General features: G+C 66.8%; 24 protein-coding genes. 11 read left to right on the top strand and 13 right to left on the bottom strand.

What is annotated here, in order from left to right:
- Nucleotides 1-90: 90 nt before the first annotated feature.
- From menD to ACZY1F_RS00310, 6 genes are all read right to left on the bottom strand, one after another.
- Nucleotides 91-1,797, bottom strand: coding sequence for a 2-succinyl-5-enolpyruvyl-6-hydroxy-3-cyclohexene-1-carboxylic-acid synthase (gene menD / locus ACZY1F_RS00285; protein ID WP_463939663.1), 1,707 nt, complete (start codon nt 1,795-1,797; stop codon nt 91-93).
- A gap of 154 nt (nt 1,798-1,951) precedes the next feature.
- Nucleotides 1,952-4,027: a PhoX family protein gene (locus ACZY1F_RS00290; protein WP_463939664.1), complete on the bottom strand. Its 2,076-nt coding sequence runs from the start codon at nt 4,025-4,027 to the stop codon at nt 1,952-1,954.
- Between the two features lie 189 nt (nt 4,028-4,216).
- Nucleotides 4,217-5,230 (bottom strand): o-succinylbenzoate synthase, encoded by a 1,014-nt coding sequence (locus tag ACZY1F_RS00295; RefSeq protein ID WP_463939665.1) that lies wholly within the window; start codon nt 5,228-5,230, stop codon nt 4,217-4,219.
- A 35-nt stretch (nt 5,231-5,265) separates the two neighbouring features.
- Nucleotides 5,266-5,496, bottom strand: a complete 231-nt coding sequence (locus ACZY1F_RS00300) for a helix-turn-helix domain-containing protein (RefSeq protein WP_463939666.1) — start codon at nt 5,494-5,496, stop codon at nt 5,266-5,268.
- Complete coding sequence (locus tag ACZY1F_RS00305) at nt 5,496-6,134, bottom strand: hypothetical protein (protein WP_463939668.1); 639 nt, start codon at nt 6,132-6,134, stop codon at nt 5,496-5,498. Before ACZY1F_RS00305 ends, ACZY1F_RS00300 begins: the two co-directional genes overlap by 1 nt.
- An 85-nt stretch (nt 6,135-6,219) precedes the next feature.
- Entirely contained in the window at nt 6,220-7,236 is a 1,017-nt protein-coding gene (locus tag ACZY1F_RS00310) for a magnesium and cobalt transport protein CorA (protein WP_463939669.1), read from the bottom strand.
- A gap of 198 nt (nt 7,237-7,434) precedes the next feature.
- Here ACZY1F_RS00310 and ACZY1F_RS00315 point away from each other — a divergent pair, with 198 nt between their 5' ends.
- A complete protein-coding gene (locus ACZY1F_RS00315; protein ID WP_463939670.1) occupies nt 7,435-7,845 on the top strand; it encodes a DUF6855 family protein in 411 nt (136 codons plus the stop codon).
- A 60-nt stretch (nt 7,846-7,905) separates the two neighbouring features.
- Nucleotides 7,906-9,204: a glycoside hydrolase family 26 protein gene (locus ACZY1F_RS00320; protein ID WP_463939671.1), complete on the top strand. Its 1,299-nt coding sequence runs from the start codon at nt 7,906-7,908 to the stop codon at nt 9,202-9,204.
- 68 nt (nt 9,205-9,272) lie between these two features.
- Here ACZY1F_RS00320 and ACZY1F_RS00325 read toward each other — a convergent pair whose 3' ends face one another.
- A complete protein-coding gene (locus ACZY1F_RS00325; RefSeq protein WP_463939672.1) occupies nt 9,273-9,674 on the bottom strand; it encodes an Hpt domain-containing protein in 402 nt (133 codons plus the stop codon).
- A gap of 13 nt (nt 9,675-9,687) precedes the next feature.
- Complete coding sequence (locus ACZY1F_RS00330) at nt 9,688-10,524, bottom strand: GAF and ANTAR domain-containing protein (RefSeq protein WP_463939674.1); 837 nt, start codon at nt 10,522-10,524, stop codon at nt 9,688-9,690.
- Nucleotides 10,525-10,688: 164 nt separating this feature from the next.
- Between ACZY1F_RS00330 and ACZY1F_RS00335 the strand changes: the two genes are divergently transcribed.
- The 4 genes from ACZY1F_RS00335 to ACZY1F_RS00350 all read left to right on the top strand — a co-directional run bounded on the left by ACZY1F_RS00335 (nt 10,689) and on the right by ACZY1F_RS00350 (nt 13,933).
- On the top strand, nt 10,689-11,021 hold the full coding sequence (locus tag ACZY1F_RS00335) for an ArsR/SmtB family transcription factor (protein WP_463939675.1): 333 nt from the start codon (nt 10,689-10,691) through the stop codon (nt 11,019-11,021).
- Nucleotides 11,022-11,035: 14 nt separating this feature from the next.
- Complete coding sequence (locus tag ACZY1F_RS00340) at nt 11,036-11,542, top strand: SRPBCC family protein (RefSeq protein ID WP_463939676.1); 507 nt, start codon at nt 11,036-11,038, stop codon at nt 11,540-11,542.
- A gap of 62 nt (nt 11,543-11,604) precedes the next feature.
- Nucleotides 11,605-12,807 carry an MFS transporter gene (locus tag ACZY1F_RS00345; protein ID WP_463939677.1) on the top strand — a complete coding sequence of 401 codons (1,203 nt, stop codon included), beginning with the start codon at nt 11,605-11,607 and terminating at the stop codon, nt 12,805-12,807.
- 40 nt (nt 12,808-12,847) lie between these two features.
- Nucleotides 12,848-13,933, top strand: coding sequence for a LacI family DNA-binding transcriptional regulator (locus ACZY1F_RS00350; RefSeq protein WP_463939678.1), 1,086 nt, complete (start codon nt 12,848-12,850; stop codon nt 13,931-13,933).
- 92 nt (nt 13,934-14,025) lie between these two features.
- Here ACZY1F_RS00350 and ACZY1F_RS00355 read toward each other — a convergent pair whose 3' ends face one another.
- The 5 genes from ACZY1F_RS00355 to ACZY1F_RS00375 form a co-directional block, all read right to left on the bottom strand.
- Complete coding sequence (locus ACZY1F_RS00355; RefSeq protein WP_463939679.1) at nt 14,026-14,349, bottom strand: GH32 C-terminal domain-containing protein; 324 nt, start codon at nt 14,347-14,349, stop codon at nt 14,026-14,028.
- Nucleotides 14,343-15,533 carry a glycoside hydrolase family 32 protein gene (locus ACZY1F_RS00360; protein WP_463939681.1) on the bottom strand — a complete coding sequence of 397 codons (1,191 nt, stop codon included), beginning with the start codon at nt 15,531-15,533 and terminating at the stop codon, nt 14,343-14,345. Before ACZY1F_RS00360 ends, ACZY1F_RS00355 begins: the two co-directional genes overlap by 7 nt.
- Nucleotides 15,534-15,559: 26 nt before the next feature.
- Entirely contained in the window at nt 15,560-16,441 is an 882-nt protein-coding gene (locus ACZY1F_RS00365; RefSeq protein WP_463939682.1) for a carbohydrate ABC transporter permease, read from the bottom strand.
- 8 nt (nt 16,442-16,449) lie between these two features.
- Nucleotides 16,450-17,352 carry a carbohydrate ABC transporter permease gene (locus ACZY1F_RS00370; protein WP_463940375.1) on the bottom strand — a complete coding sequence of 301 codons (903 nt, stop codon included), beginning with the start codon at nt 17,350-17,352 and terminating at the stop codon, nt 16,450-16,452.
- A gap of 77 nt (nt 17,353-17,429) precedes the next feature.
- Nucleotides 17,430-18,851, bottom strand: a complete 1,422-nt coding sequence (locus ACZY1F_RS00375; protein WP_463939683.1) for an extracellular solute-binding protein — start codon at nt 18,849-18,851, stop codon at nt 17,430-17,432.
- Between the two features lie 124 nt (nt 18,852-18,975).
- Between ACZY1F_RS00375 and ACZY1F_RS00380 the strand changes: the two genes are divergently transcribed.
- The 5 genes from ACZY1F_RS00380 to ACZY1F_RS00400 all read left to right on the top strand — a co-directional run bounded on the left by ACZY1F_RS00380 (nt 18,976) and on the right by ACZY1F_RS00400 (nt 22,949).
- Nucleotides 18,976-19,884 carry a phosphatase PAP2 family protein gene (locus ACZY1F_RS00380; protein ID WP_463939684.1) on the top strand — a complete coding sequence of 303 codons (909 nt, stop codon included), beginning with the start codon at nt 18,976-18,978 and terminating at the stop codon, nt 19,882-19,884.
- A gap of 112 nt (nt 19,885-19,996) precedes the next feature.
- Nucleotides 19,997-21,079, top strand: coding sequence for a permease (locus ACZY1F_RS00385; RefSeq protein ID WP_463939685.1), 1,083 nt, complete (start codon nt 19,997-19,999; stop codon nt 21,077-21,079).
- Nucleotides 21,069-21,812 (top strand): TIGR03943 family putative permease subunit, encoded by a 744-nt coding sequence (locus ACZY1F_RS00390; RefSeq protein WP_463939686.1) that lies wholly within the window; start codon nt 21,069-21,071, stop codon nt 21,810-21,812. Before ACZY1F_RS00385 ends, ACZY1F_RS00390 begins: the two co-directional genes overlap by 11 nt.
- Before the next feature lie 130 nt (nt 21,813-21,942).
- On the top strand, nt 21,943-22,269 hold the full coding sequence (locus ACZY1F_RS00395; RefSeq protein ID WP_463939687.1) for an ArsR/SmtB family transcription factor: 327 nt from the start codon (nt 21,943-21,945) through the stop codon (nt 22,267-22,269).
- Nucleotides 22,266-22,949, top strand: coding sequence for a cation efflux transmembrane domain-containing protein (locus tag ACZY1F_RS00400; protein ID WP_463939688.1), 684 nt, complete (start codon nt 22,266-22,268; stop codon nt 22,947-22,949). Before ACZY1F_RS00395 ends, ACZY1F_RS00400 begins: the two co-directional genes overlap by 4 nt.
- Nucleotides 22,950-22,998 lie beyond the last annotated feature (49 nt).

Below are 22,998 nucleotides of genomic sequence, written 5' to 3' on the forward strand. Positions count from 1 at the left end.
GCCCTTTCGACGCGCAGATGCCCAGTCGCTACCCAAATTCGGGCAGCGGTAGGGCATCTGCGCGTCACGGGGACTTTTGCGCGTCGGGAACTACCCGGCCAGGACACCCTCGACGGCGGCGGACACGGCGGCCTTGATGCGGGCGTGGAGGGAGCGGAGGCCAACACGGTCTGTGCGCACCTCGATGATGCTGCGGCCCTTCAGCGGCGCGGCGAGTGCCTCGGCGAGTCCCGCCGTCGTACTTACCAAGCAATGCCCGACGCCGTACGCTGCGGCGAGTGCCGCGATGTCCACGGTGTGGGGGGTGCCGAAGAGTCGCTCGACGGCGCCGCCGTATGCTCCCGCCGAGCGCACAGCCCCGTGCTCCAGCAGGTCGAAGATGGCACCGCCGGCGTCGTTCAGCACCACTATCCGGAGCCCGGGTTCGGGTTCGCCGGCACCGAGGAGCAGTCCGCCGGCGTCGTGCAGGAAGGTTATGTCGCCCAGTAGCAGCGTGGTGTCCTGGCGGCCGCCGAGGGCAACGCCGGTGGCCGTGGAGATGGTGCCGTCGATCCCGGCAAGGCCACGGTTGGCGTAAACCGTCGCGCCAGGCTCGGCTGCGGGCAGGCCGGCCAGGTCAACGTCGCGGATGCCGTTGGAGGAGCCCAGCATCAGCTGGCTGCGGGCGTGCTGCCAGACCAGGGCGCCCACGGACGGTCCGGTGGCGGCGGGCTCGGTGGCCAGGACGCCGTCCAGCGCGTGCTGCGCTGCGGCCCCGGAGAGCAGCCAGGTATCGAGCCAGTCGGACGGGCCGCGGCCGGCGAAATCCGCGAGGTCGGCCAGGTTCTCGAGCGGAAGTTCGGTGCGCCGGCCCGGCTGGTACCAGGCCACGGGGACCGGCTGGTAGAGCGCCGACGGCACGTCGGCCCGCTCCAGCAGTGCGGCAACCGGGCGGGACAGTGTGGGCCGGCCGAACATCACCACGCGTTCGATGGGCTGGGCCGCGGACGGTCCGAAGTGTTCCAGCAGCAGCCGGTAGGGGCCCACAGCGTTGGGACCGAAACGGGCGTTTGAGGACGGTTCGGCGAGCAACGGCAGGCCGTGGGCGCGGGCGAACGCCTCGGCGACAGGCCCGGCGTCGTGCCCTGCCAGCACTACGGTGCGCCGTTCCTCGAGCGAAGCAGAGGCGGGCGGCAGGTTCATGGTGAGCGGGTCGGTGCCGATCCGGAACCTGGGATGCGCGGCCGCCGCCGGAAGTTTCTCATCCGGTGCTGGGACCAGCGGGTCGCGGAACGCCAGGTTCAGCTGGACAGGCCCGGGCGCGAGGTCGGAAAAAGCGCCGGTGGCCGCGGCCAGCGCCGTTTCCACGGCGCGCAGCGGGCTGCTGCCCGCCTGGACATCGGCGGCGAACCGGACGTGCTCGCCGAACAGGTCCAGCTGGATGGTGGTCTGGTTCGCACCGGTCCCCTGCAGTTCCTCCGGCCGGTCCGCGGACACCACCACCAGCGGGACAGCCGCGTGGTTGGCCTCCATCACGGCGGGCATAAGATTCCCGACGGCGGTGCCTGAGGTGGTGAGGACGGCCGCCGGGGAGCCGGTGGACAGGGCCAGGCCAAGGGCCGTAAAGCCGGCGGAACGTTCGTCGATGCGGACCAGGAGATCCACGCGGCCGGCCGCTTCGGCCTCGGCGAGGGCGTAGGCCATGGGGGCGGAACGTGAGCCGGGAGAGACCACCACGTACTGGACGCCGCCGTCGATCAGGGCGTCGACGGCGATCCGCGCGGCGGCGAGGGAGTTCAGGGAAGTCTCAGAAGGCACTGGTCCAGTCTGCCACCCCTGGACGCTCTCTCACTTAACGCGCCTAAATGCCAAACGCTCTCTCACTCCCTGCCGCAGCAGGTCAGGAAGTGATAGAGCGCTGGCCAAAAACCCACATCAAGTGAGAGAGCGTCCTGGGGTCGGATAAGCGGACTTAGCCGCGGAACACCTGGACCACTGCCGGACGCGGGGCGCGCACCTGGCCGCGGGCCGGCGTCGTGCCTTCTGCAACGTAGTCCGGGAAGAAGGAGTGCTGGTCCGCGAACGAGCCCTCTTCACCCGGGTGCTGCACGGAGACGAAGACGTTGCGCTCGTCGTCGTGGACGATCGGGCCGCACGTCTCGCCCTCACGCGGAACGGCCAGGAACTGTTCCACCTTGCCGCGCTCGGCGCCTTCGAGGGTGACCTTGAAGAGGCCGTCGGCCTTGCCAATTCCGGCGGGGGCGCCATCGGTGGAGATCCACAGGTTGCCCACGGAATCGAAGGCGAGGTTGTCCGGGCAGGAAATGGGCGAGACCTGGTCCACCGGGAAGCCGGAGAAGTAGGTGACGTCGCCGGTGGAGGGATCGCCGCAGACCATCAGCAGGTTCCAGGTGAAGCGGGTGGAGGTCTGGTCGCCGGTTTCGGTGATCTCCACGATGTGGCCGTCGCGGTTGGCATTGCGCGGGTTGATCTCCGTGGCGCCTTCCTTGCCGGCCTTGCCACGGTCCGAGTTGTTGGTACAGGCCACGTAGACCTTGCCGGTGTGCAGGCTGGGCTCAACGTCCTCGCAGCGGTCCATCTTGGTGGGGCCCACCTTGTCCGCGGCGAGGCGGGTGTAGACCAGGACCTCTTCCACGGTCATGCCCGGAACGGCGGAGGCGCCGTCCACCACCAGCGGCAGCCACTCGCCGGTGCCGTCGAATGAACCGTCGGCGGGAACGTTGCCAACCCCGGTGATCTCCGCGACGGGTGAGTTGCCCGTGAACTTGGCGACATAGAGGTTTCCGGCCGAGAGCAGCGTCATGTTGTGTGCCCGGTCGCCCTCCTTGTAATCGTCCCGGGAAACGAACTTGTACAGGTAGTCGAAGCGCTCGTCGTCCCCGGAATACGCCACTACCTTGCCGGACTCGGCGATGATCACGTTGGCGCCCTCGTGCTTGAAGCGGCCCAGCGAGGAGTGCTTCTTCGGCGTGGACGTGGGATCGAACGGGTCAACTTCCACGATCCAGCCGAAGCGGTTGGCTTCGTTTTCGTAGCCGGCGTTGCGGGTGTCGAAGCGGGGGTCGTCCAGTTCCCACTTCCGCGCAGTGGCCGACGCCGACAGGCCGTAGCGCTTGTCGCTGGCGGACGTGCCCGGGGACACGAAGTAGCCGTTGAAGTTCTCCTCGCCGGAGAGGATGGTGCCCCACGGAGTGGTGCCGCCGGAGCAGTTGCCCAGGGTGCCCTTGATCTTGCGGCCGCTCGGATCGGCGACCGTCTTGACCAGCGCGGAACCCGCGGCGGGTCCGGTCAGTTCGTAGACCGTGTTGTTCAGGTACCGGCGGTTCAGCGGCGCGCCCTTGACGTAGGTCCACGGCTTGGTGGTGTTCTTGCGCTCCAGCTCGACGACGGTCAGCCCGTGTGCAGCGGCCCCCACCGCGCGGACGTCGGCTGCCGGCATGGTGGCCGGGAACATAATGCTCTCGTTGGTGTATTCGTGGTTTGCGAACAGCACGGCCCGGCGGCCCTTGGTGTTGGGAATTTCCAGGATGTCCGTGTAGTCGTTGTTGTAACCGAACTGCTTCTCCTGCGCGGCGGCCGTCAGGTTGTTCAGATCGAGGTCCGGCGTGCCGTTGAAGATCGGGTCGCCCCAGCGGATCACGGGCTGCCAGGTGAAGCCTTCCGGCACGGTGAAAGCGTCGACGGCGGCATCCACCGGAGCGATCGGCGTGAACTTCAGCTTCGACTTGGCAAAGCCCTCCTTCGCGGCGGGTGCCAGGCCGGGACCGCCGGCAACGGCCGGTTCGGCGGAGGTAATGGCACTGCCGAGTACGACGGCGAGCGCACCGGCGGCGCCGAAGCCCAGGGCGGCGCGGCGGGACATGGTGGCGGACGCGATGTCGCGGAAGTAGCTGTTGGAGCTGGTGTTGCAGACATCGCCGGCGCAGGCGTTGTCGCATTTCAGGGCGCAGGTGACGGCGCTGCGCTTGCCCTTGGTGTGGCCAAGCATGGGCAGCAGGGTGAACTTGCGGGCTGTCGTTTCAGACAAGGGGAGCCTCCAGATTTACGATCGGGTCCCGGCCACTTTGTCAGACGGTTCCGACGCGCAGCGGTCCGCCGGGTGAAGTTCGGGTTAACCGGCGGTGACCTGCAGGGATGTGCGAGAGGGTTCCCCCAAAACCTGCGTTTAGTGAGAGAGCGTCAGAAGAAAACCCGCTTTAAGTGAGAGAGCGTTGCGTCAGGGGGCCAAGAGAGCGTGGACGCGGCGCAGGCGGGCCAGCCACCAGTCGCGGCGTTCGGGGGAAGCGGCATACTGCTCCAGCAGCCCGGCGTCGGGGGCGACCTCGCGGAGGCGGATGGCGCCGTCGTCGGCCACTAATGGATCCAGAGTGACATCCGAGGTGAACAACGACACCGTCCCCAGCCCGCACGCGTACGGCAACTCGGGCAACGCAGCCGCCAACGCCAGCCCGGCGCGGATGCCCACGGAGGTGTCCAGCGCCGAACTGACGACGGCGGGGAGCCCGGCTTGCGCAACGATGTCCAGCGCGCGCCTTACTCCCCCGAGCGGCGCGACCTTAATAACCAGCAGATCGGCCGCGCCGGCCCGCGCCACACGAAGCGGATCGGATTCCTTGCGTACGCTTTCGTCGGCCGCGATCAGGACCGGCGTTCCGGCGGCGCGCAGCTGCCGGCGGACCTCGGCGAGCCCCTCGATGGTGGGCACCGGCTGCTCTGCGTATTCAAGCCCGACGGCGGCGAGCCGGGTCAGTGCCGATACCGCGGCGGGCACGTCCCAACCGCCGTTGGCGTCGACGCGGAGGGCGGCGTCCGGCAGGGCGGCGCGGACGGCGGCGACCCGGGCGGCGTCGTCGTCGAGCGTTTGCCCATGCTCGGCCACCTTGATCTTGACGGCGTCCACGCGGCCGAACCGGGCCAGGACGTCGGGCACCCGGTCCGCGGAAACGGCGGGCACGGTGGCGTTGACAGGGATCACCGAGCGGAGGGGTGCAGGGAACCCGTGCCAGCCGGCCTCAATGGTGGCGGCGAGCCAGCGGGAGGTCTCGGCATCGGCGTATTCGGGAAAGGGGCAGAACTCGCCCCAGCCGAGCGGACCGCGCAGCAGCAGCGTTTCGCGTTCCATGATGCCGCGGAACCTCACCCTCATGGGCAGGCTGACCACATGCACGGTGGCGAGCAGTTCGTCCAGGGAGGGGAAGGTGGCGGGCGGCAGGGCGGCGTCGGCGGGCATGCCCTTCACTGTACAAGCGGTCAGGCCCTGGCAGGTCAGGGCATCGGCGCGGAGACGGTCACCAGCAGGTCCCCCACCTGGCAGCCGAGGGCGTGGCAGATCGCTGTCAGTGTGGAGAACCTGATGGCCCTCGCTCGGTCGTTCTTGAGCACGGACAAATTCACCAGGCTGACTCCGACGATCTTGCTGAGTTCGGTCAACGTCATCCCCCGTGCTTCGAGGAGTTCGTCGAGCCGGCAGTGGATGTCCGAGTCTTCGGCGGGCATCAGACCAGCCCCTCGGTGTCTGCCTGGAGCCGGCGGCCGTACTGGAAGACGCCTGCCACCAGCACCAGAACCAGGCCGGTGATCAGGGGTGCGAGGTTAAATTCGGCGGAGAAAGCGATGGATTCACCCGGTGTGCGCCCGTTTGCCGCGATCATTTCCGCCACTCTGGTGCGGCCCCACCCGTCGACGATCTGGCCCACCGTCCCGGCCAGCGCCAGCACCGCGCCGCAGGCACCCACAATCCACACCGATCCGGGCGTGAACAGGATTGCACTGCGGAGCCGGTAGGCCAGCACGAACACCAGCGCCAGGACGGCCAGGATTCCCACCTGGTTCAGGCCCGCACCCCAAGCCAGAAGTTCGCCTGGGCCGGCGGGTAGAACAGGAACTGTGGCTTCCAGAGCAGTGAAGTGCCCGCTGGATTCCAATTCCAATCCGCTGACAGCCCGCTGCGTTGAGGCAATGGGAAGCACGAGCGTTACCGGCCCAGTGAAATAGCCGACAATTCCTGCCACTGTCAGGACGGTGGTCAGTACCGCCGCGGCGGACGCGGCAACCATGAGGAGAATCGCGTCCGCCCTAGAGACGAATTTCTTCCCGCTAGTCTGCGGCCCTGCAGTGTCCTTGGTCAGTTTCATGGCTCCCCCAAAAAGCATTATCGATATTCGTTAATAACGACAATCGATAAGCTACCCCGACTCAACACTGCCCGTCAATGCCCACCTAGATCCACTTGTTGCGCTTGAAGGTCCAGTAGAGCCCCAGCCCCATGGCAACCATCAGGGCCAGGGCAAAGGGGTAACCGAAGACCCAGTTCAGCTCGGGCATGTCAGTGAAGTTCATGCCGTAAATGGTGCCCACCAGCGTGGGTGCAAACAGGATGGCCGCCCAGGAAGAAATGCGTTTCACCTGCTCGCTCTGGGCGAAGCTGGATTCGGTGAGCCTGCGCATTTCGTCGTTCTGCCGCTGCGCCACCAACGCCGCATTTACGGCCAGGGCGTTCTGCAGCAGTGCGCGGAAGGACGCCACCCGTTCGTTCAGCCGGATCACGTGGTCCAGCACGTCGCGGAAGTGGTCCTGCAGCTCGGGACCGGGTTCGCGCTCCGGCGTTCCGGCGGTGAGGGCCTGGAGGATGCCAACCAACGGGCTGGTGGCGCGCTGGAAGGTGATGACCTGGCGGGACAGCTCATAGATCCGGCGCGACACGTCCGGATCGGCGCCGAAGAGGTCGTCCTCGATCTCGTCCACATCGTTCTCCAGCCCTGCGGCCACGGGTTCATACTCGTCCACCACCTGGTCCAGGATCCCGTACAGCACGGCGTCCGGGCCCAAGGCGAGGAACTCCGGCGTGGATTCCATCCGGTGGCGCACCCTTGCCAGGTCCGGTGATTCGGCGTGGCGGACGGTGATCACATAATCGGCGCCGACAAAAACGTGGATCTCGCCGAAGTCCACCTTCTCCACGTCGTCGAGGTAGCGGGCGGGGCGGAGTACCAGGAAGAGGCATTCGCCGTAGTGCTCCAGCTTGGCCCGCTGGTGTCCGGCCAAGGCGTCCTCCACCGCCAGGGGGCTCAGGTCGAATTCCTCGGCCACCGACCTGATTTCCTGGGGGTCCGGGCGGTACAGTCCGATCCACGCCATTCCTTCGCGCTGCCTCAGCACGAAGTACGTCTCGTCCAGGCCCTCGGGGTCCGCCGTCCTGACCCCGTCCACGTACACCGCGTTATCGATGATGGTCATGGCCAGCCCTTCTTGTCAGAACGTCGCTTGACCCCAGTGTTCCTTTCCCGCTCCCAACCGTCCAGCAGTGCGGGCAGTCGGGCGTCCAGGATGCGGTTGCCCTCCACGCAGGCGGCAGCGTTGGCCCGCTGTTTACGCGTGGTGTGACTGCCCTTAGGCTGAGGCTCAACGCAGAATCCAGGAAAGTGGGTATGGCCCGTGGCTGAAGGAACAAAGGCTGATCCGTGGGAGCTGGTGACTGCTCCGGGATCGTCCGGGTACACCATGTACCGGGATCCTGACACGGACCCACCGGCACTGGTCTGCCAGGTCGGTTCGACCACGTTGAAGTACCACCTTCAGGCCATAGAGGACCTTCACTCGTGGCTGCTGGAGCAAGGTGACTGGGTCCCGCTGGGGGCTGCCGATGAAAGCAAGCCGGCGCCGGAGGACAGTGTCGAGGCCTGGGGCAGGGACCCTGACAACCCTGTGGGCGGCTGGTACGGGCTGCGGAAGGGCTATCGCGGCCGGTTTGGGATGTATCTCCCGCCGCTCCTGGAAGCCCTGGGCCTGGCCGAACTCACGCACGAGAAACGGAACAACGCTGTTCGGGCCCTGCCGAAACCCTGATTTTTCGGTCCTGAACCCTAGGATGGAGAAAAGCCGCAGGTCAGGAAGGTCTCACCACACATGTCCGAGGAAGTCCCCGGCGAGAAACGCCCTGTCCCGCGCCGGAATTCGTTCGCAAAACTCAAGGTCTTCGCGCTGCCCACGCTGATTGGATTGGCCGCTGCCGGGCTCGGTTTCGCCAACATCCGGGGCGGCATCGAGGACAGGGAACGGGCACAACAGAGCCAAGCCGGGGCTACCGAACAGGCCACGCCGCCGCAGACCTGCGAAGTTCTGGCGCGGGCGGAACTGGTCCCGGCAAGCGGCGCACTCTTCGGGGTGAACCTGGACTTGCACGCGAAGCCGCTGTCCCGCTACGCCCAGGACCTGGGTCACAAGCCCGCAGTCAGTGTCTCCTTCACGGGCTTTCCCTACACAGACCTGGAGAAGGCTGATCTGGACCGCGCGGTGGAACAGATCCGTGCCGACGGAAAGATGCTGCTGCTGACCTTGGAGCCCACGAACGGGCTGGCCGCCGTCACGCCCGATACGGCAGCAGCCCTGGCTACGGACCTGGCAGGGTTCAATGCTGACGGTGTGCCGGTCATAGTGCGGTTCGCCCATGAGATGAACGGATCGTGGTATCCGTGGTCCCAGCAGCCGGCAGCCTACATTTCGGCGTTTCAGACCATGGCGACCGCGGTCCATACGCACGCGCCGGGATCGGCCATGATGTGGGCTCCGAACTATGGCGGCGGCTATCCGTTCGCCGGCGGACAGCACGAAGCCAAGCCCGGCACGGCTGCGTTCGCGGCCCTGGACACCACCGGCGACGGTGTCCTGGGCATGGCCGATGACGCGTACGCGCCCTACTACCCCGGCGATGACGCCGTGGACTGGGTGGGAATGTCGCTCTATCACTGGGGCGGGGCGTACCCGTGGGGCGAAAACGAGCTTCCGGAACCGGGCAAGTTCGCCGCCCAACTCACCGGGACCTACATGGGCGCGAACGGAGACGATACCCTGCTGCCTGACTTCTACCGGGTCTACGCCGAGCAGCACGGCAAGCCCGTGGCGATCCCGGAAACCGCTGCACTGTTCGCGCCCGCCGCCACCGGGGGCGCCGCCGCTGCCGGCGGTGCAGGGGAAGCGGCGATCAAGCAGGCATGGTGGGGCCAACTGTTCAGCCCTGCAACCGCAACGGACTTCCCGCACCTTAAAATGATCAACTGGTTCGAATGGGACAAGAACGAAGCCGAGGTCAAGGGCAGGGTGGACTGGACGGTCACCAACACCCCGGAAATCCGGGACGCCTTCACCGCGGCGATGCCGGACTGGCTGCGGTTTGGACCGGACACATCCTGCGACCCCACGCCCTGACCGCAGTCCCCAACGACCACTCAGTGGCCGCAGAACAGTGGCCGCCGAACAATGGCCGCAGAAAGGCCTCAGCCGGAGTGCAGGTACTTCTGCAGGAGATATGTGGTCTGCCGGGCGCAGCGAATGATCGGACGCAGGCGGTCCGCCGCCAGCCGGGGAAGGACCCGGGCCGGCTCAACGTCGATGCTCTCGTCGCGCAGGGACCGTTCCAGATCCATGGCTAGCCGCGCCAGTCGCTCCGCGCCCACCATCTGGCTGGAAGTCTTCAGGCTCAGGACCGCATCCATCGCACCGGCCAGGTCTCCGGTGGTCAGGGTCAGCCGCAGCTTTTCAGTCCTGTTGGGCAGGTGCTCGATGAAGTTCTGCACGAACACCTTCCACACGCCGTCATCGTCGTCGAGCTCTGTCCGCAGCCTTTCCAGCACTGCCTGATCCAGAAGGGGCACATCGTTGTGCTCGTCCTGCGCCATGACTGTCCTTCCGCTAGACGGGGCTGTGGCTTATCCCTTGAAAATGCGTTGACGGGATTCCCCCTGGCAGATCCTCCAGGAGGGATTCCGCAAGCACCCGAACCTTGATGTTTCGGTGGCTGGAGGCCGTTGCGAGAATCTTGAAGGCATCCTCGTAGGAGCACCGGTTCTGCCCCATGATTACCCCGCAGGCCACATCGATCGCGGTCCGGCCCTGCATTGCCGTGCGCAGATGACCGGCCGCTGCCAGGGCTTCCCTGACCTCGGTTGCCATGAGGTAGCTACTGGCTGCAACCCTGCTGAAGGACATAACGTCGGCCAAGACGGCAGGAGTGAAGGCATTCGTCTTCTCCGCCAGCAGAGTCAGTGCTGCGGAGCCTCCCGGTTCCAGCGGAAGCGGCACAGACACCACCGACCGGTAGCTGGCATCCCGGAGCGGGCGCCAGTACCCGGGCCACCGGGTATCCCTGGAATAGTCGTTGGCGATAATGGCCAATTTCCCGGCCAATGCCTGCGACACCGGTCCGCCGCCACTCCCCTGATCCCACCTGGCCTGGCCGATGGCACGCTCACTGTTTCCTGATGTGACCGGCGTCCGGCCGCGACGTGCCAGGGACACGGCGCCGTCCACGGCGTAGCCGGCGCCCCCGGCAACAGTTGAAACTGCAGTCAGGGCAAGTAGCCGGAGGGATTCCTCCTCGCTGGCTGCGCGTAAATCGAACAAATACCCGGCAGATCCTGCCTCGACGGCTTTGCCCTCAGCGGTATCACCGCATTTACCGCACAGTGGGTCGGCGTCGTCGGGCTGGCCCGCTCCGGAGCGGACACCGTGATGCGCGGGTAACCCCATAACCACCCCCAAAGTCGACGTGCCCGACGTCCAGCTGGACCCTCACTCGACGCTACTTGGAAGGGGAGATAGAAAGCATGCGTAGTGTGTACTCGTTTTTCGACCCAACGACACTGGGGCCAGCGACCTTCCAATGCATATCCATATGGGTATACAATCGCGGTATGGCACGAGCAGCAACCACAACAGATGCGTTCAACGCGGTGGCTGAGCCCCGCCGTCGGGAAATCCTGGACGCCCTCACACAAGGCGAGCGCCCGGTCAACGAACTGGTGGGCCTCCTGGGCCTGGCGCAGCCGCACGTGTCACGTCACTTGCGGGTGCTGCGCGAGGTGGGCGCCGTCGTCGTGCGTGACGAAGGCCGGCAGCGGCTCTACCGGCTCAATCCGCAGGCACTCAAGCCCATCCACGACTGGGTGGCCAGCTACCAGCACCTCTGGGAGGAGCGTTTCGATCTCCTGGAGGACGTGCTGGGGGACCTCAAAGAAGAGCACTGAAAAGGAGCAGGACAATGGCACAGGCAAGCAGCAGCACCATGGACGTGACGTTCCCCAGCGACACGGAAATCCTGATCACGCGGACCCTCAACGCACCCCGGCACCTCGTCTACCGGGCATGGACCACTCCGGAACTCGTCAAGAAATGGTGGCCCGGACGGCGGGGCGAGATGACGGTGGCGGACATGGACTTCCGGGTCGGCGGCGCGTGGCGGTACGTCATGGTGGCGCACGGCGAATTCGAGGTAGCCTTCCACGGCACGTACCGCGAGATTGTGCCAAACGAGCGGATCGTGCACACGGAGGTCATGGAGATGCCGGGCACCGCGCCGGACAGCGTGGAGGGTGCTGTGCTCAATACGGTCACCTTTGACGAGGCCGACGGCGGCGCCACCACCGTGCGGATCCGCACCGATGCGGGGAGCAAGGAAGTCCGGGACATGATTGCGCAGTCCGGCATGGAAGACGGCGTGCGCGAGCAGTTCGAGATCATCGAGGAACTGGCGGCGTCACTAACCTGAGCGCTCCGCCTTAAGCAACGCGGGGGGTCGCACGCCCGCCGCTGTGACATAAACTCCACGATGTGACTCTTCCCGGCACCAGCCAAGACCGCTCCACCCGATCCGCCAACGTTCCCCTGTATGCGGCCGGTTTCGTCACCGCGTTCGGCGCCCACAGCATTGCAGCCGGCATGGGAGCGCAGAGCGAGAATATCGGCCTGACGCTGCTCAACCTGGGCATCCTGCTGGCCCTCTACGACGTTTCCGAGGTCTTCCTCAAACCGGTCTTCGGCGCCCTGAGCGACCGGATCGGAACCAAACCCGTGATCGTCGGCGGCCTCCTGGCCTTTGCGGTGCTGTCGCTGATCGGCCTCTGGGCGGCGGATCCGCTGATGTTGGGACTGGCACGGCTGGGGCAGGGTGCTGCGGCTTCGGCCTTCTCGCCGGCGTCGTCCGCGATGGTTGCGCGGCTGGCGGCGGGCAAGAAGGCAGGGACCTACTTCGGCCGGTACGGTTCGTGGAAGAGCCTGGGCTACGTCATCGGCCCGCTGCTGGGGGCGGGCCTGATCCTCGCGGGCGGGTTTGCGCTCCTGTTCGGTGCCCTCTCGGTGCTGGCGGCGGCCACGGCCGTGTGGGTGCTGGTGTCCGTTCCCCCTCTGGCGCCGCTCCCCCGGCAGCGGTATACCGTTTTGGACCTTGCCCGTCAGGTCACGGAGCGGCGCTTCCTGGTGCCGACGCTCGTGCTGGCGGCCTCGACGGGAGCACTGGGTGCGGCGATCGGATTCATTCCTGCTCTCGCCACCCGGCACGGCCTGGGCCCGATTGCCGGCACGGCCGCAGTCAGCGTCCTGGCCATAACGTCGGTGCTCACCCAGCCCTGGATCGGCAGGCTGCGAGACGCGCACCGCATCAGCGATAACCGCGGGACGACGGCGGGACTCCTCCTTACTGCCGCCGGCGTCGCCCTCCTCGCCCTCACCCCGGGTCCCGTCACGCTGTTTATTGCCGCGGCAGCCATTGGCGCGGGAGTGGGCCTGGCCACGCCGCTCGGCTTCGCGCATCTGGCCGACACCACACCGCCGGAGCGCATGGGCCGGACCATGGGTTCGGCGGAGCTCGGGCGTGAACTCGGCGACGCCGGCGGGCCCCTGCTGGTGGGCGGCATCGCCACTCTCACGGCCCTGCCGTTCGGCCTCGGGGCCCTGGCGCTGCTGGTCGCGGCGGCCAGCTTGCCACGCCTTCCGATCGCCGCCTCGCCAGGTCCGGGCACACCTCACACGCGTTAGGTAGACTGCTGGAAATACCGCACGCGGGAGGAAACCCAGTATGAACCGCAAAGCCACAGCTCTCGACGTCTCCAAGCTCGCCGGGGTCTCCCGCAGCGCGGTGTCGCTGGTCTTGAACGGCCGCGGCGACGGGAATGTGGCCAAGGAGAGCCAGGTCCGGATCCGTGAAGCGGCCGCCACCCTGAACTACACACCCAACGCCATCGCCGTGAGCCTGCGGAACCGCCGGTCGCGGATCATCGGAATCGTCTCGGACCAGGTGGTCACCAGCCCGTTCGACGGCAACATCATTGCCGGCGCGGATGCCGTGGCCAGGTCCCAGGGATTTGTCACCGTGGTGATGGATACGGAGCTGGACGAGACCCGTGATGAAAGTGCGGTGGCCACGCTGCTGGACCGCCAGGTGGACGGGCTGATGTATGTCACCGTGGGCCTGCGTCCCCTGCACGTGCCGCTCAACATGCTGCGGGTGCCGTCGGTACTGGCCAACTGCTTCGATGACCGTCCCGAGGCAGGTGTTCCCGCCGTCATTCCGGATGAGGTCCGCGGCGGCCGGGAGGCGGCAACGCACCTGTTGGAGCTTGGCCACCGGGACATCGCTTTCCTCGCGGGTGACAGCATCAATCCCGCCGCCCCACGCCGGATCCAGGGCCACCGGGACGCTTTTGAAGCCGCCGGGTTGCCGGTGCGGCCGGGCCGGATCCTTGAGGCTGGCTGGGACATCGATGCCGGGTTCCACGGTGCCATGAAGCTCCTGGACGGCGTCGCTGCGCCGGAGCGGCCCACCGCGATCGTCTGCGCGAACGACCGGCTGGCGATCGGCGTGGTGCTCGCGGCCAACCGGCTGGGCCTGGCTGTGCCTCAAGATGTCTCCGTCATGGGATACGACGACGAATTCCGCATCGCCTCCACCATGGTCCCGGCACTCACCACCATGGCCCTCCCGCTGCGGGAAATGGGCGCCGCCGCCATGACCGGGCTGCTCCGGGAACTGTCGGCGGAGCCGGAGGACAACGACGACGACGGCGACGCACCCGCCGAACACAACCGCCCCGGCCAGACTTTGGTCCCGTGCCGGCTCGTGGTGCGCCAGTCAACCGGCCCGGTCCCCGCCGCCCGGAACTGACCCCGGCCTGACGAACAGCACGAACGTACATTTGAGGCCCTGTTTCGTTTGGAAACCAGGGCCTCAAATGTACGTTCGCGCCAGACCCGGCCCTACTGGGGCTGTTCCAGCTGCCAGATGTCCGCAGCTGCACCGTCCGGTAGCCGCAGCACCCACCGCTCACCGGGCGCCGGATAGGCGCGCAGCGTGGTGGCCACAGAACCGCTCCGGTACACCTCCACCAGCGACGCGTCCACAAAAACGCGCAGCTCCTCCCCCGCCGCCAGAGGCCCGCTGAACACCACTTGCGCAGCGTCCGCCGAAAATGCAGCGTCCGCCGAAGGTGCAGCATCCGCCGATCCACCGCCCACCAGGGAAAGTTCGACGACGGCGTCCGCGGCCAGCGCCGCCGGCCCACCGGCGCGGGCGGTCACCACAGCTTCGGCATACGCCGGCAGCTCAACGCTCCCGGCAGCCTGCGACGCCAGTTGCGTGCCGCGGTAGGCATCGACTTCCCGCGCGGGTGCCACGGCCAGGGAACCGTCCACCACGGACAACAGACGCGGATGGGTGAGCACACCGGCCCAGCCCGCGGCGTCGATCTGTTCCTGGCTGCGGCCCGGCGGCCGTCCCGCCCTGGCCCTTCATTGGCCCAGCCCCACAGGAGTGCTTTGGGCTGCGCGAGGGCAGCAAGAGCGGAAGAAGAAGCAGGAACACCGAGAGCCCCGGCACCGGCACCGTCCTGCAGCTGCATGATCTGGGGCGCGTAGAAGTCGCGGCCCAGGTCAGACTTTCCACCGGTCTCCGGGGAGAACACCGGCAGCCCGGTGGCGGGATCCTCAGTCAGGGAGCCGATGAGGTGTCCTACGCCGTTGGCGTGCTCGTGGTCGTCGCCGGAGAGCCACAGGGAGAACATCATGACCCACGCGTCGCCGTCGTCCCCGGCCGGCACCCGCACCAGCTGCGGGCATTCCCAGATCTCGGCCGGCGTCCGGGCAGCGGCGATCGGGTTCTCGGACGTGAGCCAGATGCCCTGGTACTTCCAGTCGGACAGGTCCTCCACCGTGTACAGCAGGAGCGCCGCGTGGCCGGAAGCCAGGCCGGCGCCCTGCATGGCGTAGCGCTTGCCGTTGAAGCGGAAGATAAACGGGTCCCGAACGGCAGTCACCTGCGGATCCGTCGGCGTGGAAGCCGCGACATGACCGTCCTGCGTCCACGAAACGAGGTCCGCGGAGCCGCGCGTGATGACCACCTGGGAGTGGCCGCCGTCGCCGCGGACGCCCGAGTAGGCGGCGGTGGGGACGCCGCCGTCGTCCGTCACCACACCGGTCCAGCAGCCGTACTCGTCCGGCCCGCCGCCCTGCGGCCGCAAAGCCACGGGGTGCTCTTCCCAGCGGACCAGGTCCGCGGAGCTGATGTGGCCCCACGCGATCCTGTGGTGGCGCGCGGACTCGGAGTTGTACTGGAAGAAGACGTGATAGCGGCCGTTGAGGTGGCTGATGCCGTTGGGATCATTGATCCAGCCCTTCGCGGGGCGGGGGTGGAAGTGCGGGAACGCGGCGTCGGGGTGGGCGGCGGCCACATGGGCGAAGCCGGCGGCGGCGAGATCCGGGGATGACATGGAGGAAGCCTCTCAGAAGTTGGGGGTTATTTGCCGCTGCCGGCGGTGAGGCCGTCCTGCAGCGCGCGCTGGCCGAAGATGAAGACCACCAGGGCCGGGATCATGGACAGGACCACGCCGGCCAGGACCACGGAGATGCTGCCGGTGCCGAGGTTGCCCTGGAGGGAGACGAGGCCCAGTGGCAGGGTGAAGTTCTGTTCCGAGATGGTCATGATGAGCGGACGGAAGAACTCGTTCCAGTGGAAATTGAAGGCGAGGATGCCCACGATCGCCATCCCCGGGACGGCCAGCGGGGCGTACACCGAGCGGAAGGTCCGCCAGGGTGAGGCGCCGTCGATCGCTGCCGCTTCCGCGAGGTCGGTGGGCAGTCCCATGAAGTACTGCCGCATCAGGAAGGTGCCGAACGCCGTCGGGATGGCTGGCAGGATCAGCGCCAGGAGGGTGTCCGAAAGTCCCATGCCGCGGATCAGCATAAACACGGGCACGATTGTCACCTGCACCGGCACCATCATGGTGGCCAGCACGATGGAAAACAGGGCCCCGCGGCCGCGGAACTTCAGGTTGGCGAAGGCGTAGCCGGCCATCGCGGCGGTGACCATCTGCCCCACGGCGATGACCCCGGTGACCAGGGCGCTGTTCAGCACCAGCAGGACAATGTCCAGCTGCCGGAAGACCTGCCCGTAGGAGGAGAAGTCCGGATTCCAGGGGAAGAACGACGGCGGCAGCTTGAACGATTCCGACGGCGACCGCAGTGACGTGGACAGGGTCCACATCACCGGGCCAAGGGTGAGGACGGCCGCGACCATCAGCAGGACGATTCGGAGGACCAGGTTCCAGTTCGGCTTCCGCCGGGACCGGGCAGGCACCGCAGGGGTGCGGGTGGAGACACGCTCTGTAGTGGTAGTCATGGCTGGCCTTACTGGTAGAAGACGAATCGTTTGCTGAGCCGGAACTGTGCGGCGGTGATGGCCATGATGATCAGGGTCAGGATCACGCCGATGGCTGAGGCCTCGCCGAATTCCAGGCGCTGGAACGCGGATTCGAAGATCACCATCACGGCGGTGCGGGTGGAGTCCCCGGGCCCGCCGCGGGTCAGGACGTAGGGCTGGTCGAATACCTGGAGCGCGCTGATGATGGCCATCACGGACGCCAGCAGGGTGGTGGGGCTGAGCAGCGGCAGCGTGACGTAAACGTGCTTGCGCCAGCCGGTGGCGCCGTCCAGCGCGGCAGCTTCATAGGTTTCCACGGGGATCGACGCCAGCCCGCCGAGGAACAGCAGGAACGAGAACCCGAAGTTCTGCCACACGTAGACAAGGATCACGACGGCGGCGGACCCGCCAGGGGTGGTCAGCCACGGCACCGCGGGGATGCCGGCGAGGGACAGGAACCAGTTGACCACGCCGAACTGCTCGTTGAAGAGGTAGCGCATAAAGATGGACACCGAGGCGGCGGAGAGGATCAGCGGGAAGAAGAAGGCCGAGCGGAAGAAGGTCCGCAGCCAGGCCGGCATCTTCTCCTGCACCATGACGGCGAGCGCCAGGGCCAGGCCCAGCTGGAGGGCAACGGCCACAATCACAAACACGATGGTGTTCAGGAAGGACACCCGGACCGTGGGGTCCTGGACCACTTCGGCGAAGTTGTCGAAGCCCACGAACGTCGGGGCGGAGATGATGTCCCAGCGGAAGAACGCCAGGACCACCGACGCCGCGATGGGCACCAGGGTGAACAGGCCCATGCCCAGGATGGTGGGGGCCAGGAAGATCCAGGCGAGCCAGCGCTGGCTGTGCCGGCCGGACGCGGTCTGCGACGTCGCGGGCATGCCGGGTTTGGCGGGCTTGACGGGCTTGACGGCGTCAGCGGCCCGCTTCGGCCGGTCCCGGCGAGGGATGGTGGTGCTCACGACTGCCTCCTCAGGGCCAGTTCAAGATCGCGCTGCATGGACTCGAGGGCCTGCTTGAGCTGGCGCTCATCGCCGCTGACGGCCAGCGAGACGTTTTTCATCAGGGCCGTTTCGACGGCGGCCTGCTGGGGCGGCGCCGGGATGGGGCCGGTGGTGGGGTACTTGTCCAGGGTGTCGTAGAAGACCTTCCAGTGCGCCGGGCCTTTGCCCGCGTACAGGGCCTCGTTGACCATGGAGCGGCGGGCCGGGGTGGTGACTGGGTTGGGGAAGATCAGTTCCATGGCTTCACGGCTGGCACTGAACTTGATCCATTCCCAGGCGGCGTCCTTGTCCTTGGCGGTTTTCATGATGGCGTAGCCGGCCGTGCCGAACTGGTGCCGCTGGCTCCGCCACTTGGGGAAGAACGCCACGTCGTAATCGTTCTCCTTCATGCCGGCCTCGTGGAGGCCCTGGACCCAGTAGCCGCCGGCCGGCGTGGTGCCGATCCGGTTGGAGGCGAAGAGCCCCACCAGCGAGCTGCCGCCGCCTTCTTCAGGCCGGACGCCGAGGCCGTCCTTGACCAGGCCGCGGAGGTAGTCGAAGGTCTCGAACACGCGGGGGTCGTCCGCGTTGGGTTCCAGCCACTGGTAGCCGCCGGAGCGCAGGTTGCGGGAGGGATCGTTGGCGTAGAAGGAGTCCCAGAGCCAGTCCCCGCCGGTGGAGCGGGTTTCCTTCAGGAAGCTGGTGTCGTTGGCGTAGAGCCAGGGCACCACGCCGCCGAAGAGCCGGTTGGTCCAGTAGTACGGGGTGAAGTCGGACGGCCGTGCCTTGCGCATCGCGGCGAGGCTGTTGCGGAAGTCCACGTTGGTCCAGTCGTCCGCGGGGCGCTCCAGCCCTGCTTGCGCGAAGGCGGTGGTGTTGTAGTACATGTTGGCGGCGTTCCAGTCCATGGGGAGCTGGAAGAGGCTGCCCTTGTACATAAAGGCTTCCACCAGGCTGGGGTGGACGTCGTCGAAGAACTCGGCCATGTCCGCGGCGTCGCGGCGCAGGTATTCATCCAGCGGGTGGGCCAGCTTGTCCGCGAAGAGTTGTGCGCCCTCGGTGGCGACGTAGACCACGTCCGGCGGTGTGCCCGCGGCCACCATGGTGAGGATCTTGGTGAAGAAGTCTTTCCAGTCCACGGCCTGGATGGCCTGGACCTTGACCCGGATGTCCGGGTGGAGGCGGGTGAACGCGTCAATGGCACGCTGGCGCGCAGCGGCATCGGCGGCTGTACCCATGATGGCAATGCTGAGGCTGTTGTCGCCCCGCCCGGGAATGTCGGTTCCGGTGAGTCGGGGCCACGATGCCGCCGTCGCTCCCACAATTCCTGCTCCCAAGGCACCCAGGGCGGTCCGGCGTGTGATTTCACGCAGGCGGCCAGTTGTGGCACCGGTCATGTCAATTTCCTTCCTAACACGTGCGAGGCAGCTTAGATCGCGGGCCTAACACGTGTCAAGTGTCACGTTCATCCTGGCGCGGGCCCCGAAACAACCTCCCAGATTTCTGTGACACCCTTAAACAATGACCATTCCACGCCAGGCACAACAGCGGACCCCTGCCCGCCCCACCCCGGGCTCCGGCTTTATGTTCGCGTTCGCCTGGCTCGCCTGCGTTGTGGGCCTGATCGCCACGTACTACTACTTCGTCCAGACCACTACGGGCCAGTTCATCGATGAATCCGCGCTGGTTGAGGCCGTGGACATCCACGGACCTGCTGGCAAGGCGGCCACCGAGTTCCTGGACTGGCTGCCCACCATCTCCCTGGTGGTGGCCGCCGTCGTGCTCCTGTTTGTCACGGTGATCCGGCGGCGGTGGACGGCTGCGGGGATTGCCGTCGCAGCGTGCATCGGCGCGAATGTCGCCACGCAGGTCCTGAAGGATGTGCTGCCCGTGCGTCCGGACAAGGGCGTGGTGACGCTGGAGCTGAACTCGCTGCCGTCCGGTCACACCACGCTGGCGGCGTCGGCGGCGGCGGCCGTGTTCCTGATGGCTTCGCCGCGGTGGCGTCCGCTGGCTGGATTTGTGGGCGGCACCTTCGCAATCGCCTCCGGCGTATCCACCTTGATCAACCAGTGGCATCGCCCGGCCGACGTCGTGGCGGCCTTCCTCCTGGTGGGCGCGTTTATGATCCCCGCCGGCTGGCTGATCATCCGCAATGGCTCCGCATGGAACGTATGGGACGGCTTTGGCTCGCATCCGGGCTCGGCCAAGATCTGGCTCACGCTGCCGGTGGTGATCGGGCTCGCGTCGGCCGGGGTTGCCGTTTATTCGTTGGCCAAGATCGCCCCGGGGCCACTTCAGGAGGACAGCACCACCAACTACTTCTGGGCCGGCATCTCGCTCATCGTAATCGCCGGGTACCTGGCCACTGTGGCCACCACGTCACTGTTCGCATATGCCGCACGACGGCGGGACTCACCAACGCGCTGAGCGCGCCGCCGTCGTCGGGCAGGAAGCGCCCGTCTCCCTTGGGGCTGCCGTGGATGACCAGAAGATGCCTCCCCCTGTTGCCGCGTTCCCATCCTGCCACTAGCCTCACTGCATGAGGCAACCGGATCCCGGGTCTGAGAGCGCACCGTTAGCCTCTGTGTCCGCGCCCGAGCAAGCACCGCAGGCGGGCGGCAAGCGCGGTTCTGATGTTGCGTATCGCCGGCTCAATCTTTTCCTGGCACTTGGCCTGGTTGCCGCCGTCGCCTATGTCTTCCGGACACTGGCCCCGTCTTCTACTGCGGGCATCGAGGGCGCCGCCCGGGACTTCTTCACCCTCTCGATCAGCGTGATTATCGAGTCGCTTCCTTTTGTGTTTCTGGGGATCCTCGTCTCGATTCTCGTGCAGGTCTGGTTGCCGCCGGATTTCCTGTTCCGCCGGCTCCCTGCCCGCCCCGTCCTCAGGCGGGTGGTTCTCTCGCTGTTGGGGATGCTCATGCCGGTGTGTGAGTGCGGGAACGTGCCCATGGCGCGGGGGCTGATGCTGAAGGGGCTCAGCGTCGGAGAGGCCATGACGTTCCTCTTCGCGGCGCCCATCCTGAACCCCGTCACCATCATCACCACCCAGCAGGCGTTCGGCTGGGACAGCGGCATTCTCGCCTGGCGGATCGCGGGCGGATTCCTGATCGCGAACCTCATCGGCTGGATCTACAGCCGCCACAGGGAACCCCACCGCCTGCTCACGGCCAGGTTCGAGGCGGCCTGCAGGTCGGACGATCATCACCATGCACCCCAGGGGAAGCTGCGGCAAAGCGTTGACCTCTTCCAGCGCGAAGCGAACGCCATGATGCCGGCGCTGTTCATCGGCGCCGGCCTGGCCGGGCTCATCCAGGTGGGCATCCCGCGGAACATTCTCCTGGCCCTCGGCAGCGATCCGTTGTGGTCGGTGCTCGCCCTGATGCTGCTGGCCTTCGTGGTCTCGATCTGCTCCACCGTTGACGCCTTCTTCATCCTCTCGTTCGGCGCTACGTTCCTGCCCGGATCGATCGTGGCGTTCCTGGTCTTCGGCCCGATGATCGATGTGAAGATGCTCGCGCTGCTGCGGACCACATTCACGGCCCGCACCCTTCTGCAACTGACCGTTCTCATCGCGCTCTGCGCTGCGGTACTCGGCTGGGGGGTCAACCTTGCTTTCTAACGGGTTCGCGGGGCGGCACGGTGTGATGCTGAGCCTGATCGGAATCACGGCCACGCTGTGGCTGGCCGTCACCGGCAAGCTGGAGCTCTACATTCACCCGCGCTATGTTCCGTTCACCGTGGTCATGGCCCTGATCGCGGCCACGGTGTCGGTTGCCGGCTTTGTCCTGACCACTCCCGAGCACAACGGGCATCCGGAGGAGGCGCCGAAGCCCGGCCGGCTGCGGGCCGCCGGCAGCCTCCTCACGGTGACCGCCGCCGTCGTCGGCCTGTTGTTCCTTCCCCCGGCAGCGCTCTCGGCCGATGCCGCCAACCAGCGGGACCTCAACGTCTCCGGCACGCTGGGCCGGCACCAAACCAACGAACTTCTCGACAAAGCGCCCGGCGGCTTCAGTGTCCGGGACTGGGCTTCACTGCTCCGATACAGTCCCGGTGAGGAATACTTCGCGGGGAAGGTGCCCTCGGTCACCGGCTTCATCACCGCCGACCGGCAGAACCCGGCTGACGTTTTCTATGTGACCCGCTTTGTGGTCAGCTGCTGCACCGTTGATGCACAACCAGTTGGCGTCCCCGTCCACAAACCCGGCTGGCAGAAGGAATACAAACCCGGGGTCTGGGTCACTGCGACCGGCGGATTCGGCCGGAATCCGGACCAGGACCTCGCCAATCCCATCCTCATGACGGACGCGCAGGTCACTCCCGCCACCGAACCGGAACGCCCTTACCTTCATTAGGGCGTCACTCCATTGAAGGAACCCGCGGACGACGGCGGGACTCACCAACGCGTTGAGCGCGCCTCCGCCCGCCAATCGATCTCCGCTATACACGATTGCCTGAATACAGGCTTCGATGTACTTTAGGTGAATGGAAACCCTCACCCACGCGCCAGTGCTAGCGCGCTTCGGGTACGCGGTCTCAGATCCGACGCGTGCCCGGATCCTGCTGGCCCTCGCCGATGCCCCCTCGTATCCGTCAGACCTGGCGGAGTCGCTGGGCGTGTCCCGGCAGAGCATGTCCAACCATCTGACCTGCCTGCGCGGCTGCGGCCTTGTGGTTGCCGTACCGGACGGCCGCCGCAGCCGGTATGAGCTCGCCGATGCCCGGCTGGGCCATGCGATCGGGGATCTGCTGGCCGTGGTCCTGGACGTGGATCCGGAATGCTGCGCGCCCGACGGGACCTGCCTGACATGACAGCAAGCATCCAGACTGCGCCGTCCGTTTCCCGCCGGGCCGTTCTGTCCCGGCGCATCCGCCTGTTCGCCGCGGCCACCATCACCTACAACGTGATCGAGGCCGCCGCGGCACTTTGGGCCGGGGGCGAGGCCGATTCATCCGCGCTGATCGGCTTCGGGCTGGATTCGGTGATCGAAGTAGCATCCGCTCTTGCCCTGTCCTGGCAATTCTCCGCCAAGGACCCCGAACAGCGTGAGCAGCTGACCCTGCGGATCATTGCCATATCCTTCTTTGCCCTGGCCGCTTTTGTCGCCGTGGATGTGGTCCGCTCGCTGGCCGGCGCCGGCGAACCGCGGCATTCCCTCATCGGGATTGTCATCGCGGCCCTGAGCCTGGCGATCATGCCGGTACTGTCCTGGCTGCAGCGCAGGGCCGGACGGGAACTGGGTTCGCGAACCGCGGTGGCCGATTCGAAACAGACCCTGCTTTGCACGTACCTCTCAGCGGTCCTGCTGGCCGGCCTGCTGCTGAACAGCACCCTGGGTTGGTGGTGGGCCGACGCCGGCGCTGCCCTCGTGATTGCAGCAATCGCAGTGCGCGAGGGCATCAACGCCTGGCGCGGCGAGGCCTGCTGCACGGTCCCCAACGCCGCTGAGCCCGACGAAGTGGAAACGGGCGGCTGCTGCACTGACTGCTGACCCTGAGGCCCCCATGAGAGGGGTCCGGGGCGGACAGGATCGCCGCAAT

It is taken from the genome of Pseudarthrobacter xylosi, from assembly GCF_055412765.1.

What these genes read in the sequence shown, in the direction of transcription:
- ACZY1F_RS00295 (WP_463939665.1), bottom strand. Translation starts at nt 5,230, where the DNA reads ATGCCCGCCGACGCCGCCCTGCCGCCCGCCACCTTCCCCTCCCTGGAC.
- ACZY1F_RS00300 (WP_463939666.1), bottom strand. Translation starts at nt 5,496, where the DNA reads ATGCCCGCCGAAGACTCGGACATCCACTGCCGGCTCGACGAACTCCTC.
- ACZY1F_RS00305 (WP_463939668.1), bottom strand. Translation starts at nt 6,134, where the DNA reads ATGAAACTGACCAAGGACACTGCAGGGCCGCAGACTAGCGGGAAGAAA.
- ACZY1F_RS00310 (WP_463939669.1), bottom strand. Translation starts at nt 7,236, where the DNA reads ATGACCATCATCGATAACGCGGTGTACGTGGACGGGGTCAGGACGGCG.
- ACZY1F_RS00320 (WP_463939671.1), top strand. Translation starts at nt 7,906, where the DNA reads ATGTCCGAGGAAGTCCCCGGCGAGAAACGCCCTGTCCCGCGCCGGAAT.
- ACZY1F_RS00325 (WP_463939672.1), bottom strand. Translation starts at nt 9,674, where the DNA reads ATGGCGCAGGACGAGCACAACGATGTGCCCCTTCTGGATCAGGCAGTG.
- ACZY1F_RS00330 (WP_463939674.1), bottom strand. Translation starts at nt 10,524, where the DNA reads ATGGGGTTACCCGCGCATCACGGTGTCCGCTCCGGAGCGGGCCAGCCC.
- ACZY1F_RS00335 (WP_463939675.1), top strand. Translation starts at nt 10,689, where the DNA reads ATGGCACGAGCAGCAACCACAACAGATGCGTTCAACGCGGTGGCTGAG.
- ACZY1F_RS00340 (WP_463939676.1), top strand. Translation starts at nt 11,036, where the DNA reads ATGGCACAGGCAAGCAGCAGCACCATGGACGTGACGTTCCCCAGCGAC.
- ACZY1F_RS00350 (WP_463939678.1), top strand. Translation starts at nt 12,848, where the DNA reads ATGAACCGCAAAGCCACAGCTCTCGACGTCTCCAAGCTCGCCGGGGTC.
- ACZY1F_RS00360 (WP_463939681.1), bottom strand. Translation starts at nt 15,533, where the DNA reads ATGTCATCCCCGGATCTCGCCGCCGCCGGCTTCGCCCATGTGGCCGCC.
- ACZY1F_RS00365 (WP_463939682.1), bottom strand. Translation starts at nt 16,441, where the DNA reads ATGACTACCACTACAGAGCGTGTCTCCACCCGCACCCCTGCGGTGCCT.
- ACZY1F_RS00370 (WP_463940375.1), bottom strand. Translation starts at nt 17,352, where the DNA reads ATGCCCGCGACGTCGCAGACCGCGTCCGGCCGGCACAGCCAGCGCTGG.
- ACZY1F_RS00375 (WP_463939683.1), bottom strand. Translation starts at nt 18,851, where the DNA reads ATGACCGGTGCCACAACTGGCCGCCTGCGTGAAATCACACGCCGGACC.
- ACZY1F_RS00380 (WP_463939684.1), top strand. Translation starts at nt 18,976, where the DNA reads ATGACCATTCCACGCCAGGCACAACAGCGGACCCCTGCCCGCCCCACC.
- ACZY1F_RS00385 (WP_463939685.1), top strand. Translation starts at nt 19,997, where the DNA reads ATGAGGCAACCGGATCCCGGGTCTGAGAGCGCACCGTTAGCCTCTGTG.
- ACZY1F_RS00395 (WP_463939687.1), top strand. Translation starts at nt 21,943, where the DNA reads ATGGAAACCCTCACCCACGCGCCAGTGCTAGCGCGCTTCGGGTACGCG.
- ACZY1F_RS00400 (WP_463939688.1), top strand. Translation starts at nt 22,266, where the DNA reads ATGACAGCAAGCATCCAGACTGCGCCGTCCGTTTCCCGCCGGGCCGTT.